We start from the raw sequence: 26,999 nt of genomic DNA on the forward strand, positions 1-26,999 counted from the left end.
TTAGTGTGTTGCATTGACCAGTTGAATCCAAGGTCCACAGCGGACATTGCGCGCTTAAGTACGCGTAGAGACAGATTCGTAAAGTTTTCTTTCGGCTATCCACGCATCGAGAAGATTTCCCTCTACCTCTTCATATTCTTCCCACTCAGCGTCCCATCGCACTAACCGGTCTCCCTCCTCCAGAAGCATGAACCACGTCGTTCCGGTACCGTTGTCGCCTACCGCAATTGCGTGCTGCAACCACTCGGGAAAGTAATCTTCGCCACGGAAAAATTGCGTGTAGTTGAGCAGTGACTCGCTTCCTGGGGTTGCCCGTTCAAGAACCGGAAAGAGGAAGTTCGCGCCTGTCGGTCCTTGAAATCCGTCGAACTCAAGGTAAAGACTACGGAGCTGGTGCGGTAACTCGTGACCTAGAGCTTGCTCTACCTGGGCAATCACTGCTGCTGTAGCTGGCCCGCGAAAAATACCATTCGCAAATGCCTGACGCACATCTTCTGGTTTAAACATAAGACCCTTTAGTGACCGCTTGTGGCCGGTTGCGGTCGGTCGAGCCAGCATAGCAGGTTGCCGAGCTGACAAACTCTCAGACTGTCACGACCGGCAGCTCTCGACCCAAAGCGGTCGTCCGGTTATTCGCTTCCATAGCTGGCAGTCCAGCTATTCCATGCATCTTCGTTTCGCGCATAGACAGCAATGGGCAGGAAAGTGCGCTGTTGCGGGAAAGGATTGGATGCAAAATCTTCCGAAAACGAAATAGTAGGGCTGAGCGTCGCAAGGACATTGGTCATAACAACGCTCGCACATTCGCGTTCTTCGTCCGTCGGATCGCCATCGAACTCAAAACGCCCGCGTAGCCGTCCATCGTCAGCTATATCGAACGACACAGACCTTAGGCGTGGGGGAACTTCATCGAGCAAGGCACGCTGCGCCGCGAGACGAATTTCGGGCTCCGTTGGAAAAGCTGTTGTTTGCATGACCGATGGCTCGCTCAGGTGTGATGTCCGCTTCTGGCCGGTAGCAGACGGTCGAGCCAGCATAGCAGGTTGCCGAGCTGGCATACTCTCAGACTATCACAACGGGTAGTTTCCGCCCCGAAGCAGACCTTTACTTAACTCTGCTTGCTAGACCACTCCTTCATTACTCTCATTCATTCGCAATTTTTTCTGCCACCTGGTAGCAAATAAAATGCTTTTGCATTGAGATTCACGCTATATTTCCAATAATTTTTGAACGTTTTGATTGCTTACCGCCGCCTGCTTCATAGCCAAACCTTGAAGGGAGTTCCCATGAAGAAACGTATCCGCTCGTTCAGCTGGAAACTGGCACGCATCGGTTGCGCTCTGCATCTGATAGCGTCGGGCGGGTACACGGCAGCGGAGACCATAAAGGGCTCTCCCGATGTGCAGACCAAGGCCCGCATTACCCGCATTGAAAATGGCTTGCTTGAACCCGTCGTCGTGCAGGGTGCGCCAGCTCGCATGATGCGCTTGGCCGACCGCATGCGCGACCTTCACGTACCTGGCGTGAGCGTGGCTTTGATCGACGGTGGTCGTATCGCTTGGGCGCGCGCTTGGGGCGTAGCGGATGCAGCCAGTGGCCGTCCAGTAACTCCCGCCACTCTTTTTCAGGCAGCCTCGATCAGCAAACCCGTCGCGGCCGTCACCACACTCCAACTGGCGGCTCGGCGATTAGTCGACCTGGATGAAAATGTAAATCGCCGCCTGCACCAATGGCATCTGTCGGACAGCCGATTGACGGCGCAACGACCAGTGACAGCGCGCGACCTGATAAGCCACACGGCTGGCCTGTCCGAATACGGCCTGTCTGGCTATGCTGCCGAAAGTTCTTGTCCGACCTTGCTGCAGGTTTTGCAGGGCACTCCTCCAGCGGATAATCCAGAGGTACGGGTCGAAATCGAGCCGGGCACCGGGTACGTCTATTCCAGCCTTGGTTACGCTGTACTCCAGCAATACCTCACCGATGCGACCGGCCGGCCCTTCAATGAACTGGCCCATAACATGGTTCTGGCGCCGCTCGGGATGCATGACTCGATGTTTGCCACAACGTTGCCGTTCAAACTGGCCACGCGAGCAGCTGTCGGACACGAAATGGACGGGACACCGCTGTTCGGCGGCTGGCATCGTTATCCCGAACAGGCGGCCGCCGGCCTATGGACCACTGCGTCCGATTTGGCGCGATTTGCGATCGCGCTGCAAGCGGCAGCCCAAGGCCGCAATGACGATTTCCTGACCCAGCAGCAGACGCGCGAACTATTGACGCCAGTTCGTGGCCAGTACGGGCTCGGGTTTGAGCTTGATCACCAGGGTCAGGAAGCCACGTTCCACCACAGCGGTTCAAATGCAGGATACAAGGCGCTACTATTCGCCTATACTCGGACTGGGCAAGGCGCAGTAATCCTAACGAATGGGGACTATGGTTGGACCTTAATCGAGGAATTCATGCGCAGCATTGCGGCCGAATACGCGTGGCAGGATTGGCACCAGATCGGGCGCGTTGCGGCGCCCGCTAACCCTGCGCTGTACGACCGTTTCACCGGAGAGTATGTCGTGTCCAATACTATGCTGCGCATTACACGCCATGGCAGCCATCTGTATGCGTCCGGGCCGCCGTTCGGACCGGACACGGTCGAGCTGATCCCGGCCGGTGATTATGATTACTTTATTCGCGAAAAGGACGCCAAGCTGCATTTCGATTCAAACGGTGGTGCTCTGGTGCAAACCATCACGTTTGTTGACGGCCGGCCGCGGCCCGGTAAGCGTATCAGCGGCACCCGCACGTCTGCGGCTGGGGCGTCAGAGAATACTGCGTGGGCTCCAGCTCCCGACCAGAGCACGCAATCGCGTCGCCAAGATTAAGTCATCAGAAGAACATTTCGCCACTGTCCCGATCTACAACGGCTACTTGTGGCCGATAGCAGACGGTCGAGCCAGCATAGCATGTTGCCGGGTTGGAAATGTCTCGTACAGTTACGACAGGTGGCACTCGACCGATAGTACGTCATCAAGACCGAGCAGTAGCGTGCCAACAACAATCGCTCGGGTGCGTCCCGGTTGCCGGTTACTTGCTGGCGTCAGCGGCCGGGGGTAAGCCGAGCTGTTGGCGGCAGCTATTACGCATTGCAAGCTGCTCCGCATATGCCTCGGCCCGTTTCTTTTTCTTCGCGGCCTTATCCAGATTAGCCTGCGTGTCCGTATTGGCCTGCATGGCTTGCGCCGCTTTGATGCGTCGCGCCTCGAATTTGCTCATATAGCAGTCGCAATAGGCCGGCAATTTGGCGTTGCCTTTCAAATCTGACTCTCCGAACGGTGCCGGAAAATTGGCGGATTGCAAACAGGCGTTCGAGCCGGTCATGTCTTGGATAGTCTCAGATTGCGCTTGTGCGTTCGGTAGCGAAATGCAAGCCAAAACAGCCGCGCTAAACAACGTGGTAACGATTTTGCTGTACATCGTATGGGCTCCCGTTAGTTCGGAAAATCTAGTGTACGATTTTGTTGTCCACAGTACAAGTTTTAGACTATCGCCCGCTTTTTCCGGTTGTGTTCAGCCCGACCCAGCGACGCTAAGCGTTGTTTAACAGCGAAGAACATCGCGGCACAAGTATTCCTCATTGGCTTTAAAGCACTGATTGACGAAGTTAGGATAATCCTAACGTCCGCCTCTGGCCGAACCCGGCCAGTCGAGCCAGCATAGCAGGTTGCTTCAGGGGAAAGTTCACGGAGTATCACAAACGACCGCAACCGACCCATTCCGGACGTAGCTTTCTCTGATTAACGTCGTGTAGGCAGATGTTCGATCAGAGCGTCGAGTGTCACAGTGTCCTCATCGCCCTGCGCCAGCGATCGTAAGTCGACACCGCTAACGATGCCGCCATGTCGGAACGCCTTGACTTGCGCTAGTTCCTTTCCATCCTTGACCTTGACAGGAGCCCACTCTACGAACCCTGGTTTCATGTGGACGAGGATGGGCTGATGCGTGATCGGAAAATGTGTACCACCCCATTCGCCGATTCGGGTGTCGAACGTGTGCGGCCCGGGTTGCATGTCGCCAAGCAGTACCCTATCGACCACGAATTCCGTCTTGTCACATCCGCCATCGTTTGAAATGCAGACGTATGTAGTTCCATCGGGATTATGACGACCGCTGGCCGCGCAAAGGTCTGCGCAGTACTGGCCACCGCGCGGTTCCAAAGTGACGCGCTCCACATGGGCGACGAAAAGTGATTCCTGCGCCTTTGCCGAAGTGCATGCGACCCACGACAGAGCCATGCACAAGAATAGTGTTTTCATAACTGCCGCCGATGAAGCACAACGAACATGGGTTTTCCTTTCGAGATTTATGGCCGCTTTTGGCCGGTAGCGGACGGTCAGTTCAGCATAGCATGTTGCCGAGTCGAAAAAACAACCGACTGTCGCGAACTTCCGCTGCCGACCCGAAGCAGTCATAGAGTACATATTAAAATCGCACCCATCACGTGTAGTCGTTCAGCCTTATTAGCCACGATACTCAGCAATTTCGCGGGCAAATTTCTGAAGAAAAACCTGAACATGCGGCAGTTAGTTAGTCAACGCAGCCACGTCATAGTTTTTCGCCCAAGCATTTTTTTCGCCTAAGAAAATCTCTTTAATGAAGAAAAAACGGTCCCAAAAAGGGGTTTCTCGAAGTTTTTCGCAGAAGAGTTGGTAGCTCTCATGATCTTTAGCTTCGATCATCCAGATATCGGTAATTGTTGCCGTGTAAAACTCAGTGTCATACCAGTTCAATTTCACACCTGTAGAGAATTCTTCGAGAATAGGTTGAAACGTTCCTCGCGCGTGAGCGAGTCGCTCCTCAAACGAAAAGCCGAGCCACTCTGGAGAAGTCTTAACAAGAAAAAACGCAGTAAATTTTGCATTGAAGTTAACGCTTTGTTGAGTCATTTTTTAACCTAATGTGTCGGAAAAGAGGCTATAGTATGCGAGCTATAACTCACCTTAACAACTCGCTTTCTTGCTCACCATGCCTTTGACTTCTAAGAATCGCCCTATACCCCGCAAGAGCCCCAGGCAGGATCGATCCGCTTACACAGTGAGCACCATCATCGAGGCAGCAGCTCGCATTTTGGAGACAGAAGCTCACAACGGCTTCTCTACCAATGCCGTGGCGCATAAAGCAGGAGTCAGCATCGGCACCCTGTACCAATACTTTCCAAACAAAGAGGCAGTTTTGGGAGCCCTTCTTGCTCGCGAAACCGCTCAGCTTCTCTCACATGCTGAGTTAGCTCTTGAGCAGCCACTTGCCGAAGAGGCTTTTTCGATTCTGATCTCAGCAGCGATCGAGCATCAATTCAAAAGGCCAAGGCTTGCAAGGATTCTGGACTTTGAAGAAGCGCATCTACCCTTTGACGATGCCACACGAAAAATCAACGATGGTGTTACTGATGTTGTCTTGCAAATAATTGGACGCCTTGGCTCCCGCTTTCGGGACACAGACCAGACAGTTGCACAGGATGTGATTGCAATAATTAAGGGAATTGTCGATGCCGCCGGTTCCGCTGCCGAAACTGATTCGGTAGCAGTACAAAAGCGGGTTCGGCGCGCAGTATTTGGATATTTATCGCTTCACGATAAACGCGATTGATCAAGTAGCGATTCCGAATGGCTGCTTATGGCCGGTTGCAGACGGTCGAGCCAGCTTAGCATGTTGCTGGTCTGACAAACTCTCGAACTGTCTTCACAAGCTGCTTCCGACTAAAGCAAACCTTGTCACAGCCCCTATTGGGGCGACTGTGGGAAGTGAGGAATTGCCGGATCAAGGCATACCCATTGCTGCGCATTAGCGGTATAGATGTCGAGCATGGGTTTGAAATCGGCAGTATCATCCAATGAGGGAAATCGGATCGACGTGAATTGTGGATTTGCTTCGCTGGTCGTGAACAAGGGAGTGCCACAGTCGGCGCAAAAGCTACGGGTGGCGAGCCCACCGCTGCTTGCAGTCACAGCGTAGGTTTTCGGTGTACCGCTAACCCGAAGATCTGCGGCCATGACAACGATACCGGACGCAAAAGGAGCGCCACTGGAGAGCTGGCAATCGCTGCAATGGCAATTGATCATGGCAATAGGCTCTCGCGCGCTCGTGTAGCGGATCGATCCGCATGCACATCTACCTGAAATAGGAATTTTCATTTTATGGGTTGTTATCGATAAAATTTAACTGCATCGGCTGACCAGGTAGCCGTCTGCTTCTGGCCGATAGCCGTCTCTGCTGAACGACTTAAAGAGACGTCTGCAGTCTAGGGCCCGCGAATGGCGGTCATTGCGATCGCCATTCGCGTTCGCGGGCGTTCAATGATCAGGCGTAAGCTGTGCTCATATTAAGCGAGCCGTTGGCACCCTTAGGGAAAAATCCGCCCATTGTGACCGACTCCTTGGTGAGATAGACGATGTTAAGAACGTCGCCGGGGGCACGACTAAATGCGATACCGTTAGCATCGGTCGGTACGATGTTCGACATCGTTGCATCGCTAGCATTGACGATACCTTGATCGTCGTCGGTCGAGTTGTCCAGACTGTCGCGCGCGTCTGATATCGCGCCGGCCCCGGCACGGAGAGCAGGTGTTGTCAGCCCTTTCGTGTACAGAACCGTGCGAATTAGCCCAGCGTGATAAGCCTCGACAGCTAGGATGCCTGCGGCGGCTTCCAAAAAGGTTTTGTTTGTGATCAGCGGTGAAGCGCCTTTGTAAGCGGTGACGCCCACGTCTTCAAAGATGAAGGCTCCGAGTAAAAAATTCTCATCGCTAGCGTATGGATTGAAAACTTGGCCTGCTCCGACTAGGCCAGCAGCTCGGGCTGCAGTCGAAAACGCACCGTTCGGGTCGGTGCCGCCAATGTCGATCGCAGGCATGGCGACGGCTGCTGACCCCAGCGCCGTGCGCAGGAAGCCGACGTGAGCCACCTCGTCCTGGGCGATCTCCTTGGCATACTGTGCTACCACCGGATCGTTAAAAGGCACTTTCGTGCCGCCCGTAACTGTTCCCTGCGTCCCGGTGCCTGTGAGCATATTCGATGGCAAGCCAGTACCAAACACCGCATACGAGTAAAACTGCGCTTCGAGATATTCCAAGTTCAATGCAAAATTCAAAATGTCGGTATCAGTAGGTGCCGCAGCTTGCGCAATTGCATCGTGTACTGAGCCACCACAAGCGCTAAGAATTGTGCCACCTACCAAACCGACGCTGAGTCCACCCACGTTCTTAAAAAACGAGCGGCGCTTTTCAAGCTTTTGCTTACGGGATTCCAGCAGTGCAAGAGTTACATTAGTATCCGTCATGGTATTTCTCCTTTGATTAAAAATGGGAAATCATCAGCACATGCAACAGTTTAACGCCGGAAATTGCCCGTTAAATTTGCACTGTGTATGTCGTATACGTAAAAAAACTCAAATCGGATTCAAAATTTTTCTTTTATTTTTTTCTATTAAGAGAAATAATGAAAGGAAACCACTTGCTTCGCTGCGCTTTGTCTACTTAGGGCCCAATCCACCTAAATCTTGTCCATTGGTAAATTTCCAGATTAGAGTGACGGAAGCATTCGATAGAATGCATGAGTTACCGAAAAATCAACGAACAGCAGAGATTGCGCTCCAGACCGTAACGCTCCTGTTTGAGAAAAGCGAGCATGAGAAATATGATGCAAGAGTTAACATCCGATCACGTTTTCAGAAGACGGCATCAATAACTTCTGAATTCGCGCCAAAACATTACGTTCACAGTACACTAAAACGGCAGCGCAACCGGAACGACAACCGGTTTCTTTACATAAAGTTGACGTGCACCGACTATTCGTTGTCGGATGCCGCGTTTAGGCAATATAGGAATCCTTATCAACGCGTTTACCCACTCAACGTTTCAACTCGTCTTGACACCGTATGGGCCGGCATCGCGTTCGGCACAGTTCAAGACGAAGTTCAGGCATGACCCCGCGTCAAAACATTGCGCGATGGCTCGCTGTCACCCGTTCGCATGAACTGACCTGCACGCCGCAACGTGTGACGATGATCGAATCTCGGTCTAGCATCAGCGATGGCGGTGATTGACTGCACCACCGTATGCTGGCGTACCCGCCATACTAGAATTTGCTTCGCGGCGGTGGATGGCGAACCGCTTTCGACAGTCGGCTGGGCATCCTGGCGCGCTCGCTAACCCATTTTGCGAGTACAGGCAATCCAAGCCCGGCTATTGCTCGGCATTGAGAGGCTCTTCACCGAGGCATCGAGTTCACGCTTGCGAGTCTGGAAGAGAGCTGCCGATAGTAATTCGCTACCGCTGAAATTTGCCGAGCGTCCGCTTCTGGCCGATAGCAGACGGTTGAGACAGCATAGAATGTTGCTATGCCGCCACCAATTTCCCTATGCGACCTAGCTGCGACACGAGATGCTCCAAAGGCACTGGTCGGGAGAATAGGTAGCCTTGCATAGCAGGAGCTCCATTTGCGGCGAGAAAGCGTGCTTGAGCAACAGTTTCTACCCCTTCGGCCACGACTTGCAGTCCTAAGTGACCGGCCATAGCGATAATCGATTGAACGATGGCGCTGCCATTGGCCTTGCCATTCTGGCTATTTTCGTCTTCGTTAGCTATATCGTTTATGAAACTGCGGTCGATTTTTAATTCGAATAGAGGCATACGTCTGAGGTAAGCCAAGCTAGAATAACCAGTCCCAAAATCGTCTATCGACATGCGGATTCCAAGCGCAGCAAGTTCGTGCATGCGATCGATAACATTGTCATGTGAATCGACGAACAGGCCTTCGGTTACTTCGAAAATGAGCTGGTCAGCCGGTGTCGCAGTATCGTGCAGCAGCGTCCGAACATCCTCAACAAAATTAGGATGACGAAATTGGGTCGGACTGACATTCACAGATAGTGGCATACTGTGACCTGCTTTGGTCAGTGCGTGCCAAGCAGCGCACGCACTGCGCAGAGCAAATTGGCCCAGAACAATGATCAGACCATTTTCCTCAGCGAGCGGAATGAATAGGTCCGGCGGTACCGTGCTACCGTCGGCACGACGCCACCGCATCAGCAATTCAGCTCCGACGGGACTGCCTTCAGGATTGACTTGCAATTGCAAGTGCATACTCAGTTCGCTATTGTGGAGGGCTGCAGCAAGGTCGTCCTGCAAGGTCAGCCGGAACTCCATTTCGGCACGCATAGTGGCCTCAAACAAGACTACCCGGTTCCGCCCACTGGTCTTGGCACGGTACATAGCTGTGTCGGCTTCCGACAAAAGGTCTTGAACGGTGTTCGTCCGCTTACCCATCAAAGTGACACCGATGCTGGCCGATGACTGGTACTCGTGGCCGTTGATTGCAAACCCTTCGGCAACCGCGTAACGGATCTTTTCTGCCATTGCCAGCGCGGTGACGGTAGCAAGATGCTCATCGTAGCCTAGACCAGCTAGCATCACCACAAATTCATCGCCACCTAACCGCGCCACGGTGTCCCGCGGCCCGACCAGGCCAGATAAGCGCGCACCTGCAGCGGCCAGTAGATTGTCACCAATGGCATGGCCGCGAGCATCGTTGAGCACCTTGAAGTTGTCCAGGTCGATGAACATTATCGCACTAATGCCAGCGCTCGCGTCAGCAACTAGGACTTCCAAGCGTTCCATTAGCAATCGGCGGTTGGGTAGTCCCGTTAGTACATCATAGAACGCTAGCTTATGGATGCTCGTTTCAGACTTTTTGCGCTCTGTGATGTCATGGGCAGTACCGACCCAATGAGTTCGCACCCCACTGGCGTCAGCAAAGGGCTTCAGCTCAAATTCGATCCAATATGAGATACCGTTTTTTGTGTAATATTCCAACTCGCTCGACACTGCAACACCGTTATTGATCGCATCGCGGATGCGAGCTATTTCAAGTGGACTGGAATTGGGGCCCAAGAGTATTCGCCAGCTACCACCTATCATCTCCTCGCGGCTGTATCCCGTGTGCCGTTCAAAAGCATCGTTGACATAAATTATCGGCTGAGCAGCGCCAGGGCTGTCGACAATGCGGGCAATTACTACCATGTCGCTTAGGCCCGATAAAGCGGCAGCAGTCAGGCTCAATTCAGCATTGACTTCATGTAGCTCAAGTTTGCCCTCATGTAGAGAATGAGCGGTCGCGTGCAGTTCCACAAGGGAATCGGCAAGACGTTTCAACAAGAACGAACACGATAGGGTCATTCCTGTACCAAGAAAACTATAGGTAATCGTGATTAACATAGCATAGCCGAAGCCACTCTGGTCAACCCCTGCCAGGTGAACGGTTCCGATCCCGCTATAGCTAATAACGAAAACCGCGACACTGCCAATAGCGGTCGTAAATAAGGCGACTTTTGTACCAAGCAGTAACGTTGCCATGATTGGTCCGGCCAGCAAATAGATCTGGCTGCTCGTGCCAACCGTCACCATCAAACCGCAACCGAATATCAGATTCATAGCTAGAAATTGCATGACTCTGAACCGAAATGAGATGTGCTGTGCCAAGCGTAAAGCGGCTACCCAGCTCAGCGCAATAACATCAAGCACAATCACCGCTTGTAAATTATTACCTAATAAACTTAGGCTAGGAACAGCTGCCATTAGGCCTAGTACAAGCGTAATAGTTAGAATCGCATTAAATAACTGCGTCCGCCAACGTGCCAAATTTTCGAGGGAGTTCAAGTAATAACCTTGTCTGTATCACCACACAATGATGGCGGGCAGATGTTGCTGATCATGTGAACATGAAGTCGTGCAAGCGCAAATATTACAAGAAAAAAACCAATATTTCAATTTAGTAACTGTTTTCAAAAAAAATTTGTTGTTTTCTTCGTTGGGCTCTTTGCTAAATTGGCCATGTTATGTAAATGACGCTCGACCAGCGTAGGACGCATAGGTCTAGTATTTGAATGAAAAATGAACTCGATAGACTACCGCGCTGCTGCCTGGAAGTTGTATAGAAAAGCGTTGACGTTACGAGAACTGGAAGACCTCCGAAGCCGTTGAACTCATGCGGTTCGCTGTTCATATCACGTGACCCGACAATCATGTGGTATGGGCAACTAGCTGTTAGTGCGGACGAAACCAGACGCTCTGTGCAAGGCGATTACAACGCGGTGAGTCAGCGAAAGAAGTCGCTTTAAGTGGTCATCGCCACCGTCCCGACCACGTCAGGGTGGCATATGCTGATCGAGGCTCTGGTGCAAATTATGGACAAAGGCACTCGAACCTGCCGGTGCGCCGGCTGAGTTCACACAGCCAGAACAGCTACCCAGATTTCGGAGGGAGTTTGCCCCTGAGTTCCCATACCTCGTAGGTCGCACTGGCCTACGCGAATGCGATGCATGAGCTCGATGCCTCGAATTGCTATGGCAGCGGAAATGAAGCTTTTTAGGCCCAGCATCGGTTCTAGCCTGGATTTGACATTGCGATGGTCCTGCTCAATCAAATTGTTCAGGTATTTCGACGAGCGGACCTTCGTCAAGTCAGGAAGACATCCCTGCTCTTGAAGTTCACGAACGGCCCTGTGAGAGGCTGCGTAACCGTCCAGCGTAATAGTCTCGGGTGATCAGCGTTGGGAGCGCACAGCCTTGCGAAAGAACGCGTTGGCGGAGGCGACGTTGCATCGCGGACTCAGCCGGAAGTCGACCGTCTTGCCTGATGCATCGACAGCCGGGTAGAGATAAGCCCATCGACCGCGGATCCGTACGTAGGTCGCATCCACTCTCCAGGAGGTGCCAGCCGACGTCGAGAAGCGGCTCCAGCGTTTGTCGAACTCAGGTGCATACCGCTGAACCCAGCGCAGGATTGTCGTGTGAGCGATCGGTACGCCTCGCTCGGCCATCATCTCGAGCAAGTCTGGGTACGAAAGCTTATAGCGCAGATACCAGCGCACGCAGAGGATGATGATCTCTTGTTCGAAGTGTCTACCCTTGAACAGGTCGCTTTTGCTCGGGTGACTACGCATCTTAGGCAAAGGCCGTCATTCTAGCTGAGCTGCAGGTTTGCACCAGAGCCATCCCCAGCTCTCATGGGGGGCTAGTGGGGGCTCCTGCGCCGCAGCAGCTTGACTGTCGAGGTCATGCATGATGCAAAGATCAGCTTTTTCACTCCAAGCTTTTACGTCATGCACATGTCTGTGGAAGTCCTTGATTTCCATCTTCGCTCTTGGCGGCTCTTCGGCGGTTTAATCCACGATGCTAGGTGCAAAGACGAAAACATCACGGAAGCTCATGGATAGGAGAGGTCAACACCTGCAACACCGAGGTCGACGACAAACTATCGAGAATGGCCGTTACACGCCGCTGCAGACTTATTGAACAGGCAAACAACAGATTGACAGCACAATATGCCGAAATTGCGCGCCGCTCAGCCATAGAACGTAACAACGTGGTAAATTATTGCAATAGTTCAATATTGATTATTTATTTATAACATTCTTGGCTCGAGCATCGTCCATGCAACTTAGTTTTCGCGCAAAACTTTATCTACCACTGATCATCAGTTGGCTCTGTCTTTCGGGAATGACAATTTTCCACATCTTCGAAAGCAGGACGCAGCGCTTCGAAGAGCGGCAACTGGCACTCAAATTCGCTACCGATGTCGGTATGGCGACCGTGAAGGAATATGCTGCACTGGCCAAGTCGGGCGCGATCCCGCTGGAGCAAGCCAAGCAAGAGGCGTTAAAGCGTCTGAAGGCAATGCGCTATGGCAAAGATGGCTACTACTCGATTATTAATTCGCATCCAACAATGGTGATGCATCCGTTGAAAGCGTCTCTGATCGGTAAGGACTTGACCGACTTCCAGGATGCGCACGGAACTTATCTTTATCGTGATGCGGCCTTGATCGCAAAGGATACCGGTGAGGGCTGGATCGAGTATGTCTGGCCCAAGCCTGGCAATCCCGACCAGACCATGGTTTTCGACAAGGGCGCTTATGTGCTCACCTATAAACCATGGGACTGGACATTCATCACCGGCCTATATATGGACGATCTGGAGGCCGTCTTCGTGCAAGACCTGTGGCGCGCGGCCATTGCCTTGCTGGTTGTCGGCGTTGCGCTTACTGCGCTCGTGATCGGGGTTATCCGTAGCCTGCGGCGGTCCATCGGCCAGGCAGTCGATGCAGCTAACGCGGTGGCAAACGGCGACTTGACGCATCAAATCCATATCGAGGGCAGCGACGAGATTGCGCGGTTGCTTGCCTCACTCGCAGCCATGCAGGTCAGCTTGACAGGTGTCGTCAGCGAGGTGCGGGAGGGAACGCACATGATCGCTGCTGCTTCGTCGCAGATTGCGGGAGGTAATGAAGATCTGTCATCCCGTACCGAGCAGCAGGCGGGATCGATCGAAATGACGGCACTGTCTCTGGAGGAGCTGGCGCGCAACGTGCGCCAGAACGGTGAGCATGCAGCGGTTGCTACGGCACTGGCGAAGTCCGCATCCGACGTCGCGACACATGGCAGCGTCGTTGTCGGGAATGTCGTGGAGACCATGGCTGCAATCAACGCTTCAGCACGCAAGATCGTCGACATCATCGGCGTCATCGACGGCATTGCGTTCCAGACCAGCATCCTCGCACTGAACGCAGCCGTTGAAGCCGCGCGCGCCGGAGAACAGGGTAGGGGGTTTGCCGTCGTTGCTTCGGAAGTGCGTCACCTAGCGCAACGCTCGGCTGCCGCAGCGAAAGATGTAAAGCTGTTGATTGACGACTCGGTTGCCAAGGTCGATGTGGGGAGCGAACTCGTTAATCAAGCGGGTAGTACGATGAACGAGATTGTTGGCAGTGTAAAACGCGTGACGGAGACGATTGCCGAAATTGCCGAAACGGGCGTGAGCCAGCAGCTTGGCATCGGCAAGATCAATGACGCTGTATCTCACATGGACACGGCGCTGCAGCAAAATGCGGCGCTCGTGGAGGAGGCTGCCGCAACCTCGGCGTCGCTGCATGAGCAGGCCTCGAATCTTGCGCAGTTGGTGAGCGTATTCAAGTTGAACAAAACCGATGAGCGCCTGGCAGCCCTGCAGCAGAGAGGGACTATGCGACTGACTGGCTCCCGGCTTGCTGTCGAGTGACCGATGTTGGACGGTTGCGATCAATCGACCCAGGATAGCAGGTTGCCCAAGCGGAAATGCGCTGACTATCACGAATGTCCGCAACCGACCCAGGCTGTGTAAAAACGCAAAAACTTAAAAGTTCTAGGGGTAGAGTGACCCCTCCCGAGCTCGAGAAAATCGCGTAGCGGCCGTTCTGAGAGGCCGATTTTTTTGTTCGACGATTTTTTCGTGTTTTTACACAGCCTGGGTCGTTAGCGGAAGTACACGTCACGGGCCTAACCGCCCATCTTTTCGCCAACGATGCACCGAAAGGTCACGCTCGCTTCCTTCGCCGATCTTCCAGCAGCGGACACACCATGGAAGCCAGCGAGTCGGTGTACCGACCACAGCCATTTGCACGAAGTAGCGCCCTGGCATTCTCAGCATCGACTAGCTGGCACGACAGGGTGCTCAGCGCCAATGATGTATCAGTCGCACCACATTGTCGTTGCATGGCTAACTAACGCTGGGACTATTTGCTCCGGTTTTCAGCCTTCCACTATGCGACTCCTGTATTCTCGGTGACTTCCATGTCAGACGAGCGCGCCCATCATGCAAATCCCGATTAACCTTCCAGGCAGCGTCACCGCGCTTATGACCTATGTTGACGATGCCGGATGGACTGAGCATGCTGAGCTTATCGTTCAAATTATGATGTCGAGTGTCCATCCTGATCTCGAGTCGTCGGTTGCGATCGCTGCTTTTCTACCTCCTAACGTGCGTGCGAACGTCGCCAGTTTTCTAAGCGCGATCCTGTTGGAAGGTATCAGTAACGAGCAACGGTACACGATATTTTCTTGGACGCAGTGCTGGGCCTTAGCGAGCCTAGAACAGTAGACGCTAAGGCCTTGTTGTAGAGCAAGTGGTCAATTCTTCACTAGAACATTTTACGTTGCGATCACTCGTCTGCTGCGACGGATTGGTCCCCCCAAGTTTGCTTCATAAACTGCACGCAAGGTGAATCGATAAGCGTCCTCTTGCGCGACTATCGAGTCCCTCTGACGAGCGCCATGCAGACTGTAGAGCCCGCCGACGTCGCCAAAGAAAATTAGATATATAGCCCCTTAATACAGGAATGATGATGATCGAAATTCAAGTGATTGATGACATCAGTGCGCCGATTTTGTTCTGCGATGTATGCGGCGGACGCATCGCCGAGGCCGGTAAAGCAGCGATTGTTTTTAACAACTTCCGCATGAATGGTGAGCGCACAGAAATTCTGTATGTCCACAAAGGCAGCATTGATGGAAAGACTTGCCATCGCGATGCAGAGCAAATTATTAAGAGCGCCGGGGGCACGCCAGGTTGGCAGGGATTACAGGATGTTTTCGTTGACTTGGCCCATAACATAGCCTTTCCTCCTGCCCTCATGGCTGACTACGATGAGTAATACAGGAAACCGTTTTGTCGCATTGACGAAGTGGCTAGTCATGTTGGGCAGACTATGACACCTGAAGAATTAAGGTTCTGTCGCATTGCTAAGCGTTAAGCGAAGCGTTTCGGACCGAGCGTGGTCCAGCTTATACTGGACGGACTGTTCCCGCCAGCGCATAGAATTGATCGGCAATCGACGAGGCGACGACATCGATCGCAAACTGACCCTTACGGATCATATGCATGAGATCAATGCCTGCGAGCACATTGCTGGCGGCGCTAAACGACTTGAAGCCCAGCATCGGCTTGGTCACACGCTTAATCGCATGATGGTCTTGTTTGATAATGTTGTTGAGGTACTTGCCCTGGCGAACTACGATCAGGACCGCCGTACTGCTGTTGATCTCATCGATCGCGGTCTTGTCGGCGCCGTTTTTATCCATTGCGATCTTTGTCGGAGCGCCGTGCTCACGCATGGCTTTGTCGAAGAACCGCCGGGTAGCAATGTCACGATGCGCCGTCAAGAGGAAATCGACGGTCTTGCATTCCTTGTCGACAGCACGGTAGAGATACTTCCAGACACCCTTGACCTTCATGTACGTCTCGTCCATTCGCCAGCTGGCTCCAACCTTGCGTTTGTGCTTGCGCGACAGCTTTTCGATCAGCAAAGGCCCGGCAGCTTGGCTTTTTGGTAGAAGGGTTAGATACGGAGACGATCGAAGACTGCCTTTTGCACGTTCAGCGGCTCGCACCCACAACTGATTCCTCGGCCGAACTAGAGTCTTTTATCTACTATTGGCGTTTAGACGCCTTCCTGCCGTATCCGGGTGCTCCCAAACCACCGCCGCCGGGCGTTGCAATCAGCAATTTTTACCGCCAGTTCTACGAAAGCCTTGGCCGGGAAAGAGCATCAAATCCGTGCCGCGTCCAGAACTGCAGGCGTGGCGCGATACAGTACAGTGTCTTGTGTCGAGTTAATCACTTCGAAAGCATTCAGAAAAAGCCATGTCAGTTTAACGACTAGCGAAAGGCCGCTGCGAGTCGGGTGCCGCCTATAGGGCCGGTGCGTTATCTTTTCGTCTCGGCAACATGCTATGCTGGCTCGACCGTCCGCAATCGGCCAGAAGCAGACATGCGACATGTCTTGTCAAATCTGGCAAACGCATCAACCGTGTACAGTTAAAATTAACTACTGATTTATTTCCACTGTCGAGCTCGTGTAGTCATCTATTCTCGAGTGTCAGGAATATGCCCGCGCCGAGCGGGCTTTTTTACGGTTACCGCACTGGGCTGCGCAGCTATACGCCTGCTACAGCGTCGCGAACGGCTAATTCGCTCAGAGCGTGTACACTAGGTTTTCCACCAGCTAGTTAGACAGGTTGGCAGTAACCCAACCTTTCACCTGCGGGCGGCCTATGTTCCCTTTCTACAATTCAATCACATACCATCTTACGCCCCGCGGTTGGCGTGGTGGCAACGTACAGCGAGAAGGTCTTCCATTCCTATGCAGGCCTGCTCCATTGGACAAAGTACTCAGCTTTGTTTACACAACTGCCATAGATAGCGAAGGGTACCGTGCTCAAAGCCGCGAAGAAATCTGGCGCAGTCGCGACGCACATCGGATCTACGTCCTACTGGTCAAGTATGGCCCTGCACCAGACCAGATGTCTTCTGGCTAACCGCGGATGTTTCCTTACTGCGAGCTGGTGTGCTATCACCTTACGCCCCAAGGTTGGTTTGTCGGCGACAAATACGTTCGTTTTGGAATTTGGCTTCGAAAGCCAGCACCTGCGGATCAAGTGCTCAGCGTCGTTAGCAGAACAATAACTGCCCGGAATGGTTTGACTCTACATACGTCACAAGAAATCTGGCGAAGCGGTGATCATGTTCTAGTTATAGGCCTCATGGCACGCTTCGGTGCCATACCCACAGTTTTTTGATTTGCATTTTCGACTACTCATCACCTTTGAGCCTGTACTCATCAAGACACGGTACTGGCGATAGAGGATTACTTCTCAACGATGTTGGCCGTTCCACCCTGTCCAGCGGCGGCAAGCGCCCCTAAGATCATCATCCGGGACTCGTGTGTTTCTGCTAATCCGGACTGGGTGAGGTCGAGCAGTGCTCGAGTAATCGATAGCACTTGTGTAGGGTCAAGCGCATCCGTAAAGATGTCCGTTATTTTCTTTCCGGTAATTTGCATGATCACAAGATTGCTCTTCGGCGGCCCCCCGTTCATAACATCCCTCTTATGTAAATATAATGGTCAGTGAGGGAACGTTTAGCTCAAGCTCCTTATATTCGATAGTACTCTAGGTCGCTAGCAACTGTATTTATAAAGACTCAAGTTGCTTCGGTTTGATGCATGTCAAGCTCCTGTCATGAACTAAGCGCATCGTTAGCTGATGAACCGCAGATCAGACCGCTACAATGCCTTGCTCATCAATGCCGCTATCCATGCTGCTGCTTCGCATGGGGTTGTAGGCGCAGCAAAGGAGCTCCTTAACCTTGGCATCCCTTGGCACGTCGTTATGCGGGTGCTGAGCCGGCCTGGAGAGAGGCGTACCTACTCACGTACCGGCCTAGCCGAGCTCAGCAGCAATTAGCATCACTGCGCCGAGCTGTGTGATTGGCAGCGACGAGCCTGCTGAGGTGTTTGTACTACTTTGATTGCGTTTATCGGTTGAAAAAAAGCTAAGAGCAGCCGTTCGGTAAGCAACGGGCAAAGAGTTGAAAACATTAGTTGCTAGTTTTGAACCATGCGTTTATTTTTAGGCCGTCATCGAAGGTTTCGCTGACCGACTGATACTGTCCGGTGTCGGAAGTACGGGCGATTAGCTTATTGTCTACGTAGAAACGGATCGGACGCTGTGGCTAGTAAATGCCTGGGCACCACGCTGCAAACTGCTTCATCAATGCCACTCTGGCTGACACCGGCATATTTCGTGTTTGCGCACGCCAGTGAAGTCGATGACCGGTTTGACGTCGCTCCAAGTGCCGAAACCTTTCATGCTTGTCCGCTCAGATTTAACGGCTTCAGGATCGCAGGTCGCACATACGTTGGCTGACAACAGGCAACACCGTAGAAGAATTACGTTGCGCACGTTCGTTCCATCCGGTCAAGATGCGTAAGCTTCACAGGCGTCTGTGCGCAAAAACGCGTCCTTTGTCACCGCCGTGGTACTTAGCACAAATGCTATAGTGCTTCGATCTCGCTAAACACACGTCGACCATCGTTACTAGTACGAGCCATCCCAAAGTTAGCTCAATGATCGGGTAACTGTCACTAGCTACGTCTGCTTTGGGTCGGAAGCGGACGGCTGTGTTAGTCTGCAACCGGCCAACAGCGGACGTTCCTTTACATGCTTTACAGATTGGTGAGCAGCTTGAGGTAGCTTCAGGCGGTACCACCGCGCCTGTGTGTTGCGACTTCACAGCTAGCAAGTCGAGCATCGGATTACCACGCCATAATAATCAGCGACGATTTCAATTAGAAAGCAAACATGAATACGTATAGTAGAGAAATGAAAAAGTTCTTTGCGAGGTTTTTAACCTTAGCGGCGCTGCCATTAATCTCTCATGCTCAATATATGAGAGCTGAGGGTAATTTCGTATCGAAATCGGCCGAGTTAAAAACAATTGTCCTTGACTCTCAGAAAGGCGTAGTCGCTGCGTCTGCGGTAGTCACAGCAGGAGCCTGCTCAGGAACTATTGCCGGTATAGGAAAAATGAATGGAACGACGCTTTTGATTGAGCCTTATGAAAAGGTCGAGGGTGGAGAACGATGCGTATTGCGAGTTAATTTCGATTCCGAATGGAAAAAAGCCAAGATGATAGAGGGTGAGAACTGTGCTCCATATCATGGGGATGCTTGCTCTTGGGAAGGCGAGGAGGTAAAGCGAAAAGGGCATTAGCTTACGTATTGATAAGGATAATTGAGGTCGGCAGTTACATATGCGAACATTTACGAACGTCCGGTATGGGTCGATTTCAGCCGGCCGTGAAACTTCGTGAAGTTTTCTTCGCGTCAACCTGCTATGCCGACCTGAACGGCTTCAATCGGCCAATAGCAGTGGTAAATACTCGCTATTTTTGGCGACGTTACTCTACCAGATGAGTGTAGCGGCTTACGGTATGTAGTGTTATGTGATCGTGGTCTAATACAATTATTATCATTTAAAGAAGCCTACCTTCAGCTACCTATCACACGTCAACACCCGCTATCAAGTACGGCTACTTTCGAAGGCGTAATTGTTGTGCTAACAGCCGTTGCCTCCGAATAGATTGCCGTACACGTTGCAGCGGTAGCGGCACCCTTCGGTGACACGATTAGATCTCGGCCATTAACCGTAATCGTCCAATCATCGGTAGTCAGACCCGCCGCTGTCGCGGTTGTCGCAGCTGACGACGGATATCCGATCACTATCGCAACAGCAACGCCTTCCATGTTGACGGAGTTTGTTCCGGAACCATTTATCAACCACTTCCCATGCGTCATGGCACTGACTGTAGCCAAGGAGCCTCCCGCGGCGTGAACGTTGGCCCTTCGGGCATCGCTGCTGAGGTCCGCAAACTTCGGTAGGGCGGTAGCAGCTAAGATTCCTAAGATGACGATAACAGTGATCAGCTCTACTAAGGTAAAACCACTTTGGGCCGTTGAGACAGGAAATTGCCTTGGCTTCACTAAAGCTCCAAGTAAAAAGTTGATCGGGATACATCAGTTTGAGTGCATAGGCGTATCGAAGATAGGCCTAGTACTTACATAGTTCTATGATAGCATTACTAGTTGAATATAATCAACAATGTTGGAACTGAATCTGTTTGAATGCTATATATCGATATGGCACTTCTGTTCTGATGGTCGCTTGAGTGCCTTCGATCAACCGATCGTGATATCTGCGGAATTTCCTTTATTGCAACCTAATGTCCTGCGCCAAAGATCCGTGCCCGCCAGCTACTAGCGTTCAAATGTCGAACGAGCAAGTATGAACAAAAGAAAAGCTGAAAACTCGACATGAGTTCACAAAATTCCGAGTATAAGAAAAGTGATACCGGCTCTGGTACCCAAAGCGATCAAACGCCAGTACTCGCCATCATCTTCGTTGTGTTGATCGCACTCTGCGTTGGTGTACGTCTGTTAATTTGAGTGCGTCTAAATAGTCGAGAACGAACGTCTGCAAGGGGGCGGAAGCGGCCTGTGGCGACAGTCCGAGAGTTTGTCGACGCGGCAACATGCTATGCTGGCTCGGCCGGCCGCAAACGGCCAGGAGCAGACGTACCCGGGCGGAGTGGTTAACTCAACGGGTCTTCAACTAACTGACGCAAAGCATATGAAAATCGTTACTACAAGAGATAGCGTGGCGATGGGCGATGACGTCGATGCCCCGCATGAACAGCAATTCTCATTCCCAGATTCGACGTCCGTTGAACAGGCCATCGATCAGATAGTAAAGTCCGGATACCTAGCAAGCGTGCAAGGTGGAGCAACGTGGTCCGCGGTATCTCGCGTACCCGTAGCTGTCGTGGCACAAGCATGGGGGCAAAGTCGGCCTGTTAGCTGGCGACCACAGGAACTCGGTTCACTCAAATTCGAAGGCGGCTCTATCAGGCTGCATTTCAACTACCATGCCCAGCTAGACCCCGAGATTGTTCTCGAGGTATTGAAGCGGTTGAAATTGGATTTGTCGTAGAGTTGCCGACGTGCGCATTTCGAAAACACCGATCGGCCCTGCTGTCTCCATCAACGTCTGCTCTGGGTCGGGACAGGCCTGTCGTGACAGTCTGAGAGTTTGTCGACTCGGCAACATGCTATGCTGACTCGACCGTCTGCAACCGGCCAGAAGCGGCCCTTGACAGAACTGCCTTGCCTAGGACAAACTTCAGTTTCGAACACCGCGAAAAACGATGGTTTACTTTGCGTGACTGTCATAGTCATACAGCTAGCCCATCGCATACACGCCGCTTAGCACTTCTGTGAGGTAGGCCAGCGTTTCCCCCGACTCCGTCGGAATTTTTTGAGCTTGCGCGCTTTTTGCCGCATACGCTCAGATCGGAATGCGCCAAATGGCTTACCCTGCACGCCCACTTCATTCAACACCCCCATGTATCGCTATTATCGGCGCTGGCTTAGCCGGTTTGACGCTTGCGCGTGTTTTGCACCTCAACGGCATACCATCCGTCATTTACGAGGGCGAAGCTTCGCCTACGGCACGAGCTCAAAGGGGATTACTCGATATCCACGAGTACAACGGACAGCTGGGGCTGAAAGCGGCCGGCCTGCATGAGGCGTTTCTTGCCCTTGCACTACCTGGTGAAAATGCCAAGCGCGTCGTCGACAAGCATGGCACCGTGTTGTTTGACAAGCCCGGCTCGAACTCTAGTGCAAGGCCCGAGGTTGAGCGAGGTGCGTTGCGAGACCTTTTAATCGCTTCGTTGCCGGCCCGTACCATCCAATGGGGAAGCAAGCTCGCACAGGCCATTCCACTTGCTAACGGGCGGCATCAATTAATGTTCGCAAACGGCGCCACGGTCGAAACGGACCTGCTCGTTGGGGCCGACGGTGCATGGTCGAGAGTACGGCCCTTGGTCTCGTCCGCCACGCCACAATATAGTGGCACGTCCTTTATCGAAAACCGCCTATTTAACGGCTCAGCCCAACATCCCGCAAGCGCGATGGCCATTGGCTCAGGTACTTTAATGGCGGTGGCGCCAGGCAGAGCGATCCTGGCGCATCACCATGCGAATGGCATGCTGCATACCTATATTGCTGTGAATAAACCAGAATCATGGATCGCTGCCCTTGATTTCAGCCGGACAACAGACGCGCTTAACAGCATCGCTATAGAATTCGCTGGGTGGAATGCACAGCTTCTAGCGCTGGCAACCGCGAGCGATACCGTGCCAGTCGTGTGGCCCATATATGCGTTGCCAGTGGACCATCGATGGAAACGAATCCCTGGAGTCACGCTGGTTGGTGATGCTGCACATTTGATGTCGCCGTTTGCAGGCGAAGGCGCAAACCTTGCACTGTTTGACGGTGCTGAACTCGCGACCGCGCTTTGCACTTATCCCGATGACATTGAGGCAGCGTTGGCAACCTATGAACTGAAGCTATTTGCACGCAGTTCCGCTGTGGCCCTGGAGAGTGCACAAAATCATCTACGCTTCTTCGGTGACGAAGCGCCCCGAAGCGTGGTTGCGATGTTCACGACGCGTTGAAAGAAAAGCTCAGCGGATAAGTCCGGCACATGTACGCTTCGGGTCGGTTGCGTGCTGCCGCGGGATCTCTGAATTTTCAAAATAGCGACCTGCTATGCTGGGCCGAGAGGGATTCGGCTAAAACCGGTTCTTCAAGGATCACACTCCGTCCTGGCTGACGGGCAGCGATAGTTCCAGTGATTGTGCCGGTTATCTCAGCATTCGTCGTGATATCCTCAAGCGGTCCACATAGCAATGCACGTCGTTAAATTTCCTCTTTTATCAGCGGTGTTGCAATACCCAAAGCCGGCAAGACCACACCGTCGATGATTTCGGCCAGAAAAGCGTAATCAAATGGGCGGCGTTGTATCAGCGCCCGGTACGCGGCCAGCGATGGAATGATCTGGGCAACAGTATCTATTTGCGCGTTAGCGTTCGCCTCGCCGCGTGCGCATGCCCGTTCAATCAAGATGCGGTTCGCAGCGACCCAAGGCGCCACGATCGCATCATGGCCCGCCTCAGCAAGTGCCGGATGTTGCGCTAGCATTGCGGCAACGCCCGCCATCGCCCTCATCTTTTGCTCTGCCTGCTCGACTGACTGTGGCCGGAATAACGCCAGCAGGTCTCCACGCAACGTGCCGGTATCTGGCAACTGGTCCAGGTCGATAAGGCTACGCTTCATCCGGCCCACCGCCTCGACCACCATCTCGCCCTTCGAAGGCCATCTGCGATAAACCGTCGCCTTGCCCGCCTTGGCGCGTACAGCAACCATATCCATGGTCATGCGCTCATACCCAACTTCGGAAAGGATCGCGATCGCCGCCTCGAGAATTGCCTCGTCGCGTGTAGCGTCGCGTGGCCTACCGCCCCCCTCTCGCTGCTGAACTGACAGAGATTGCGTCTCGATATGCACGGGTTCGTGCTGCACTTGTTTCAATTTCATAATTTCGATACTATTCGGTTCCGGAACTATAAAGTTCCGTATAGTGACGGTTGGCTTTTTATTTTGCAACAACAAAGGACAAGATTATGCGTTACAACCTGTTAGGACGGACCGGCTTGTTTGTCTCAGAACTGTGCCTCGGTACCATGACCTTTGGCCAAGCCGGCGGCCGGTATGCAGCCGCGAGTGGCGTTGGACAGCAAGACGTCGACGCAATCGTACATAGGGCATTTGATGCGGGCGTCAACTTCATCGACATGGCCAATGTGTATGCCAACGGCCAGGCCGAAGAAATGGTGGGGAGTGCGCTGAAAACGCTTGGCATTGCCCGCAAGGACGTGGTTTTGGCCACGAAGTTTGAGCATGCGACGGGAGCTGGACCGAACGACGGCGGCGCCTCACGACTCCACATCATGGAAGCCGTCAAGGCCAGCCTGAAGCGCATCGGAACCGACCATATCGACCTATACCAGATGCACGGGTTCGATCCCGCTACGCCGGTCGAGGAAACGCTGCGCGCTCTGGATGACCTGGTGCGTCAAGGGCATGTGCGCTACATCGGCGTGTCTAATTGGGCAGCTTGGCAGGTTAGCCAGGCGTTAGGCGCGGCGGACCGGCTGCAGTTGGCGCGGTTCCAGTCCTATCAATCGTATTATTCGCTGGTTGGCCGAGACGCCGAACGCGACGTCGTTCCTATGCTGCAAGCCGAAGGCCTGGGCATGCTGGTATATAGCCCGCTCGCGGGCGGCTACCTGACCGGCAAATACCGGGATGGCAAGACCACTGGCCGACGCGCTACGGTGCAGTTCCCGCCTGTCGATGAAGCACGAGGCGAACGCCTGCTGCCGGTGATCGACGCCATCGCGACTGCGCATGGTGTGTCGATGGAAGCCGTTGCGCTGGCGTGGCTGCGTCATCAAAGCGTGGTTACCAGCATTACGCTTGGCGTCAAAACGCTGGCCCAGCTTGAAGCGAACCTCGTGGCTGTGAGCGTGTCGTTGACCGACAACGAATTACGTCAACTGGGCGAAGCCTGCGCCCCCGCGCCTGAATATCCGGGCTGGATGCTGGCCAACAGCAGCGCTGCACGCTTGTACCTGCGTGACACGGGCCAGCTCCCGAAGGCAGAAGAGTCGGCCTGATGTTTCATTTCGCATTTGCCATTCCGGCGCTGTACGTCATCGGCCGCACCGTCTGGCCGATGCCGTGGGCGCTCGGCATCAAACTGGCGGTCGCGCTCCTAGTACTGCTCGCATCACAGTACCATTTGTACAGCCGCTGGTCCTCGGGCAGCGTGTTCTCGGCGGAAATGCCGCGCGCAGTGGTCATCGTCTTCAACTGGGCCTTCAGCGCGATCCTGCTACTGGCCGTGTTCCAGATCCTGTTCGATTTGGCCGGGCTGGCGCGCATGCTAGCCACTGGAGACAGCCCGGGTTTTGCATCTACCATGCGCTACGCGATGATAGCTGGCGCGATGCTGCTATCAGCAATTGGCGTGCATGCCGCAATACGGGTGCCGTCTCTAAACGACGTAGAGATCGAGATCGCGAACCTGCCTGCCGAGTTCGAAGGCTACGCAATGCTGCAGCTGACAGATCTGCACATTAGCCGCCTGTTTCCTGAAGCGTGGACAAAGGCGGTTGTCGCTGCGGCGAATGCGCTGCGCGCAGACCTGGTTGTCATCACCGGCGACCTGATTGACGGCACTGTCGCGGACCGGGTGCGCGACGTGGCGCCCCTGCGTGGCCTGCACGCCCCAGACGGCGTGTTTGTCATCCCCGGCAACCATGAATATTTTTTCGATCCGACAGCATGGATGCAGCAGTTCGCGCAGCTCGGCATGACGCCGCTGGAAAACAGTCATGCCATAGTCACGCGGCAAGGCGCGCAGCTGGTACTGGCTGGCGTGACCGACCTGTCGGCCGACGAAACCGGCTTCCCGATGCCCGACCTTGGCAAGGCTCTAGCTGGAGCGCCGAGCACAGCGCCTGTCATCCTGCTGGACCACCAGCCGAAAAACGCCCGGACCGCTGCCGCACGCGGCGTGGCGCTGCAGCTATCGGGACACACGCACGGCGGCCTGGTCGTCGGACTGGAACGCATCTTTGCCTTGGCCAATGGCGGTTATGTGTCAGGACGCTACAACGTGCAAGGCATGACGCTATACGTCAACAACGGGACTGGATTGTGGGGAGGACTGGCGCTTCGCCTCGGTAAGCCATCCGAGTTGACGCGCATCACGCTCAGACGTAGAGCGGGCTGGAACCAGAATGAAGGCAGGGCTATTCAGCTTAGTGGCTTAAATGATTGAATACAATAGCAGCAAAGGAAACAACATGTCCGCTACATATGACGCCGCGTCGCAATACCGTGTCACGGCGTCCCCTGTCCTATCACTCGACCAAATCAAATATGCGTTTGAGAAACGTCTGGCAGAGCTTTTACCGAGCAGCGGCAATCCAGGCGATTTGCTCACTGAAGCGATGCAGTATGCTGTCTTGGGAGGTGGCAAGCGGCTGCGGCCGATGCTATTTTTGTCCATCGTCCGCGACCTTGGCCATAATGCGCCTGCACTGTTCGATCTGGCGGGCGCCATCGAGATCATGCATGCCGCATCGTTGATCTTGGACGATCTTCCATGTATGGACGACGCAAAGCTCCGCCGTGCCCAAGCCACGGTTCATATCAAGTACGGCGAGGATATTGCAATGCTGGCCGCGGTAGCATTACTCAGCCATGCTTTCCATATCGTCGCATGCGCGAAAGACGTTTCGGCTAATGCAAGGATATGTTTTACAAGCATCCTTGCCCAGGCGATTGGTGCGCAAGGTTTAGCCAAAGGCCAGTATCAAGACTTGCATCATGTTCCACAAAGACCTGTAGCCGACGTTGCCCGAACCTATGCACTGAAGACCGGTGCGCTGCTCGGCGTGGCTATCGAGATGGCCACAACCGTCGCGCAAACGAGCGCCGAGACAACGCAATCTCTGCGTCAGTTTGCGGCCGCTGCGGGACAGGCATTTCAGATCAGGGACGATTTGCTTGATGTCGGTGTGGGACCTGCGGCCGCTGAAGGCGAGATCAATAGCAAGGACATTGGGCAGGACGCAAGGAAAGCTACTTTGCCTTCTACATTGGGCATTGTGGCGGCCCACCTCAGAATGGTAAGCGAAGCGACACAGGCATACTTTCACTTGGATGTCGCCCTTGGCCCTCACAATCAGACTCGCTCATTACTTGCAGCGTTGTTTCCGCAGTGCGATGCGCGAAATATACCCGCGCCAGTCAACGATTGACCATGACCTCAGCCACAGGTGGGCGACAAGTTCCTTAGCCTTGCGCCCCTGCGTGCACGCTTTTCTTGGTG

General features: G+C 53.5%; 22 protein-coding genes and 2 pseudogenes. 10 read left to right on the plus strand and 14 right to left on the minus strand.

Annotation, left to right across the window (positions count from 1 at the left end):
- Window positions 1-54 precede the first annotated feature (54 nt).
- A complete protein-coding gene (locus FA90_RS24495) occupies window positions 55-507 on the minus strand; it encodes an SMI1/KNR4 family protein (protein ID WP_197065395.1) in 453 nt (150 codons plus the stop codon).
- A 122-nt stretch (window positions 508-629) separates the two neighbouring features.
- Window positions 630-974, minus strand: a complete 345-nt coding sequence (locus FA90_RS26805) for a hypothetical protein (RefSeq protein ID WP_156116933.1) — start codon at window positions 972-974, stop codon at window positions 630-632.
- A 312-nt stretch (window positions 975-1,286) separates the two neighbouring features.
- On the opposite strand from FA90_RS26805, the gene FA90_RS26035 reads away from it, so the two are divergent.
- Window positions 1,287-2,876: a serine hydrolase gene (locus FA90_RS26035; protein WP_081934159.1), complete on the plus strand. Its 1,590-nt coding sequence runs from the start codon at window positions 1,287-1,289 to the stop codon at window positions 2,874-2,876.
- Window positions 2,877-3,078: 202 nt separating this feature from the next.
- Here the strand turns inward: FA90_RS26035 and FA90_RS24505 are convergent, their stop codons facing one another.
- The 3 genes from FA90_RS24505 to FA90_RS24515 form a co-directional block, all read right to left on the minus strand.
- Window positions 3,079-3,468, minus strand: coding sequence for a hypothetical protein (locus FA90_RS24505; protein WP_036177463.1), 390 nt, complete (start codon window positions 3,466-3,468; stop codon window positions 3,079-3,081).
- A gap of 320 nt (window positions 3,469-3,788) precedes the next feature.
- Window positions 3,789-4,307, minus strand: coding sequence for a hypothetical protein (locus tag FA90_RS26810; RefSeq protein ID WP_156116922.1), 519 nt, complete (start codon window positions 4,305-4,307; stop codon window positions 3,789-3,791).
- Window positions 4,308-4,574: 267 nt separating this feature from the next.
- Window positions 4,575-4,937, minus strand: coding sequence for a darcynin family protein (locus tag FA90_RS24515; protein WP_036177439.1), 363 nt, complete (start codon window positions 4,935-4,937; stop codon window positions 4,575-4,577).
- Between the two features lie 148 nt (window positions 4,938-5,085).
- Here FA90_RS24515 and FA90_RS26040 point away from each other — a divergent pair, with 148 nt between their 5' ends.
- Window positions 5,086-5,637, plus strand: coding sequence for a TetR/AcrR family transcriptional regulator (locus FA90_RS26040; RefSeq protein WP_239701113.1), 552 nt, complete (start codon window positions 5,086-5,088; stop codon window positions 5,635-5,637).
- Between the two features lie 134 nt (window positions 5,638-5,771).
- Here the strand turns inward: FA90_RS26040 and FA90_RS27780 are convergent, their stop codons facing one another.
- From FA90_RS27780 to FA90_RS26815, 5 genes and pseudogenes are all read right to left on the minus strand, one after another.
- Window positions 5,772-6,182: a GFA family protein gene (locus FA90_RS27780; RefSeq protein ID WP_081934161.1), complete on the minus strand. Its 411-nt coding sequence runs from the start codon at window positions 6,180-6,182 to the stop codon at window positions 5,772-5,774.
- A gap of 166 nt (window positions 6,183-6,348) precedes the next feature.
- A complete protein-coding gene (locus FA90_RS24520) occupies window positions 6,349-7,326 on the minus strand; it encodes a ferritin-like domain-containing protein (protein WP_036177468.1) in 978 nt (325 codons plus the stop codon).
- A gap of 1,057 nt (window positions 7,327-8,383) precedes the next feature.
- Window positions 8,384-10,702: a bifunctional diguanylate cyclase/phosphodiesterase gene (locus tag FA90_RS24525; protein WP_036177471.1), complete on the minus strand. Its 2,319-nt coding sequence runs from the start codon at window positions 10,700-10,702 to the stop codon at window positions 8,384-8,386.
- 568 nt (window positions 10,703-11,270) lie between these two features.
- Window positions 11,271-11,987, minus strand: a pseudogene (locus tag FA90_RS24530) (IS6 family transposase).
- A 15-nt stretch (window positions 11,988-12,002) separates the two neighbouring features.
- Window positions 12,003-12,179, minus strand: coding sequence for a hypothetical protein (locus tag FA90_RS26815; protein WP_156116934.1), 177 nt, complete (start codon window positions 12,177-12,179; stop codon window positions 12,003-12,005).
- 298 nt (window positions 12,180-12,477) lie between these two features.
- Between FA90_RS26815 and FA90_RS27560 the strand changes: the two genes are divergently transcribed.
- The 3 genes from FA90_RS27560 (at window position 12,478) to FA90_RS24545 (ending at window position 15,508) form a co-directional block, all read left to right on the plus strand.
- On the plus strand, window positions 12,478-14,097 hold the full coding sequence (locus tag FA90_RS27560) for a methyl-accepting chemotaxis protein (RefSeq protein WP_156116935.1): 1,620 nt from the start codon (window positions 12,478-12,480) through the stop codon (window positions 14,095-14,097).
- A 573-nt stretch (window positions 14,098-14,670) separates the two neighbouring features.
- On the plus strand, window positions 14,671-14,955 hold the full coding sequence (locus FA90_RS27435; protein ID WP_036177473.1) for a hypothetical protein: 285 nt from the start codon (window positions 14,671-14,673) through the stop codon (window positions 14,953-14,955).
- Window positions 14,956-15,193: 238 nt separating this feature from the next.
- Window positions 15,194-15,508: a hypothetical protein gene (locus FA90_RS24545; protein WP_036177475.1), complete on the plus strand. Its 315-nt coding sequence runs from the start codon at window positions 15,194-15,196 to the stop codon at window positions 15,506-15,508.
- 130 nt (window positions 15,509-15,638) lie between these two features.
- Here FA90_RS24545 and FA90_RS24550 read toward each other — a convergent pair.
- A pseudogene (locus FA90_RS24550) lies at window positions 15,639-16,157 on the minus strand (IS6 family transposase); the annotation flags it as partial.
- A gap of 1,343 nt (window positions 16,158-17,500) precedes the next feature.
- The gene (locus FA90_RS24555; protein ID WP_156116937.1) at window positions 17,501-17,701 is read right to left on the minus strand and encodes a hypothetical protein; all 201 of its coding nucleotides are present in this window, start codon (window positions 17,699-17,701) and stop codon (window positions 17,501-17,503) included.
- Window positions 17,702-18,995: 1,294 nt separating this feature from the next.
- Here FA90_RS24555 and FA90_RS26820 point away from each other — a divergent pair.
- Window positions 18,996-19,406 carry a hypothetical protein gene (locus tag FA90_RS26820; RefSeq protein WP_156116938.1) on the plus strand — a complete coding sequence of 137 codons (411 nt, stop codon included), beginning with the start codon at window positions 18,996-18,998 and terminating at the stop codon, window positions 19,404-19,406.
- A gap of 296 nt (window positions 19,407-19,702) precedes the next feature.
- Here FA90_RS26820 and FA90_RS26050 read toward each other — a convergent pair whose 3' ends face one another.
- Complete coding sequence (locus FA90_RS26050) at window positions 19,703-20,176, minus strand: type II secretion system protein (protein WP_197065396.1); 474 nt, start codon at window positions 20,174-20,176, stop codon at window positions 19,703-19,705.
- A 1,379-nt stretch (window positions 20,177-21,555) separates the two neighbouring features.
- Between FA90_RS26050 and FA90_RS24560 the strand changes: the two genes are divergently transcribed.
- Entirely contained in the window at window positions 21,556-22,710 is a 1,155-nt protein-coding gene (locus FA90_RS24560) for an NAD(P)/FAD-dependent oxidoreductase (protein WP_051972282.1), read from the plus strand.
- A gap of 244 nt (window positions 22,711-22,954) precedes the next feature.
- Here the strand turns inward: FA90_RS24560 and FA90_RS24565 are convergent, their stop codons facing one another.
- Window positions 22,955-23,632, minus strand: coding sequence for a TetR/AcrR family transcriptional regulator (locus FA90_RS24565; protein WP_051972272.1), 678 nt, complete (start codon window positions 23,630-23,632; stop codon window positions 22,955-22,957).
- 86 nt (window positions 23,633-23,718) lie between these two features.
- On the opposite strand from FA90_RS24565, the gene FA90_RS24570 reads away from it, so the two are divergent.
- The 3 genes from FA90_RS24570 to FA90_RS24580 are packed head-to-tail and all read left to right on the plus strand — an operon-like array spanning window position 23,719 to window position 26,928.
- Window positions 23,719-24,774, plus strand: coding sequence for an aldo/keto reductase (locus FA90_RS24570; RefSeq protein ID WP_036177482.1), 1,056 nt, complete (start codon window positions 23,719-23,721; stop codon window positions 24,772-24,774).
- Complete coding sequence (locus tag FA90_RS24575; protein ID WP_051972273.1) at window positions 24,774-25,943, plus strand: metallophosphoesterase; 1,170 nt, start codon at window positions 24,774-24,776, stop codon at window positions 25,941-25,943. The genes FA90_RS24570 and FA90_RS24575 overlap by 1 nt, the downstream gene beginning before the upstream one ends.
- A complete protein-coding gene (locus FA90_RS24580) occupies window positions 25,936-26,928 on the plus strand; it encodes a polyprenyl synthetase family protein (RefSeq protein WP_081934165.1) in 993 nt (330 codons plus the stop codon). The genes FA90_RS24575 and FA90_RS24580 overlap by 8 nt, the downstream gene beginning before the upstream one ends.
- The last annotated feature ends 71 nt before the right edge of the window (window positions 26,929-26,999 follow it).

This window comes from Massilia sp. 9096, assembly GCF_000745265.1.
Lineage (GTDB): Bacteria > Pseudomonadota > Gammaproteobacteria > Burkholderiales > Burkholderiaceae_D > Telluria.

Excerpts from the sequence above, each read along its gene's own strand:
- FA90_RS24495 (WP_197065395.1), bottom strand. The coding sequence starts at position 507 with ATGTTTAAACCAGAAGATGTGCGTCAGGCATTTGCGAATGGTATTTTT.
- FA90_RS26805 (WP_156116933.1), bottom strand. The coding sequence starts at position 974 with ATGCAAACAACAGCTTTTCCAACGGAGCCCGAAATTCGTCTCGCGGCG.
- FA90_RS26035 (WP_081934159.1), top strand. The coding sequence starts at position 1,287 with ATGAAGAAACGTATCCGCTCGTTCAGCTGGAAACTGGCACGCATCGGT.
- FA90_RS24505 (WP_036177463.1), bottom strand. The coding sequence starts at position 3,468 with ATGTACAGCAAAATCGTTACCACGTTGTTTAGCGCGGCTGTTTTGGCT.
- FA90_RS26810 (WP_156116922.1), bottom strand. The coding sequence starts at position 4,307 with ATGAAAACACTATTCTTGTGCATGGCTCTGTCGTGGGTCGCATGCACT.
- FA90_RS24515 (WP_036177439.1), bottom strand. The coding sequence starts at position 4,937 with ATGACTCAACAAAGCGTTAACTTCAATGCAAAATTTACTGCGTTTTTT.
- FA90_RS27780 (WP_081934161.1), bottom strand. The coding sequence starts at position 6,182 with ATGAAAATTCCTATTTCAGGTAGATGTGCATGCGGATCGATCCGCTAC.
- FA90_RS24520 (WP_036177468.1), bottom strand. The coding sequence starts at position 7,326 with ATGACGGATACTAATGTAACTCTTGCACTGCTGGAATCCCGTAAGCAA.
- FA90_RS26815 (WP_156116934.1), bottom strand. The coding sequence starts at position 12,179 with ATGGAAATCAAGGACTTCCACAGACATGTGCATGACGTAAAAGCTTGG.
- FA90_RS27560 (WP_156116935.1), top strand. The coding sequence starts at position 12,478 with ATGCAACTTAGTTTTCGCGCAAAACTTTATCTACCACTGATCATCAGT.
- FA90_RS27435 (WP_036177473.1), top strand. The coding sequence starts at position 14,671 with ATGCAAATCCCGATTAACCTTCCAGGCAGCGTCACCGCGCTTATGACC.
- FA90_RS24545 (WP_036177475.1), top strand. The coding sequence starts at position 15,194 with ATGATGATGATCGAAATTCAAGTGATTGATGACATCAGTGCGCCGATT.
- FA90_RS26820 (WP_156116938.1), top strand. The coding sequence starts at position 18,996 with ATGAATACGTATAGTAGAGAAATGAAAAAGTTCTTTGCGAGGTTTTTA.
- FA90_RS24560 (WP_051972282.1), top strand. The coding sequence starts at position 21,556 with ATGGCTTACCCTGCACGCCCACTTCATTCAACACCCCCATGTATCGCT.
- FA90_RS24565 (WP_051972272.1), bottom strand. The coding sequence starts at position 23,632 with ATGAAATTGAAACAAGTGCAGCACGAACCCGTGCATATCGAGACGCAA.
- FA90_RS24570 (WP_036177482.1), top strand. The coding sequence starts at position 23,719 with ATGCGTTACAACCTGTTAGGACGGACCGGCTTGTTTGTCTCAGAACTG.
- FA90_RS24575 (WP_051972273.1), top strand. The coding sequence starts at position 24,774 with ATGTTTCATTTCGCATTTGCCATTCCGGCGCTGTACGTCATCGGCCGC.
- FA90_RS24580 (WP_081934165.1), top strand. The coding sequence starts at position 25,936 with ATGATTGAATACAATAGCAGCAAAGGAAACAACATGTCCGCTACATAT.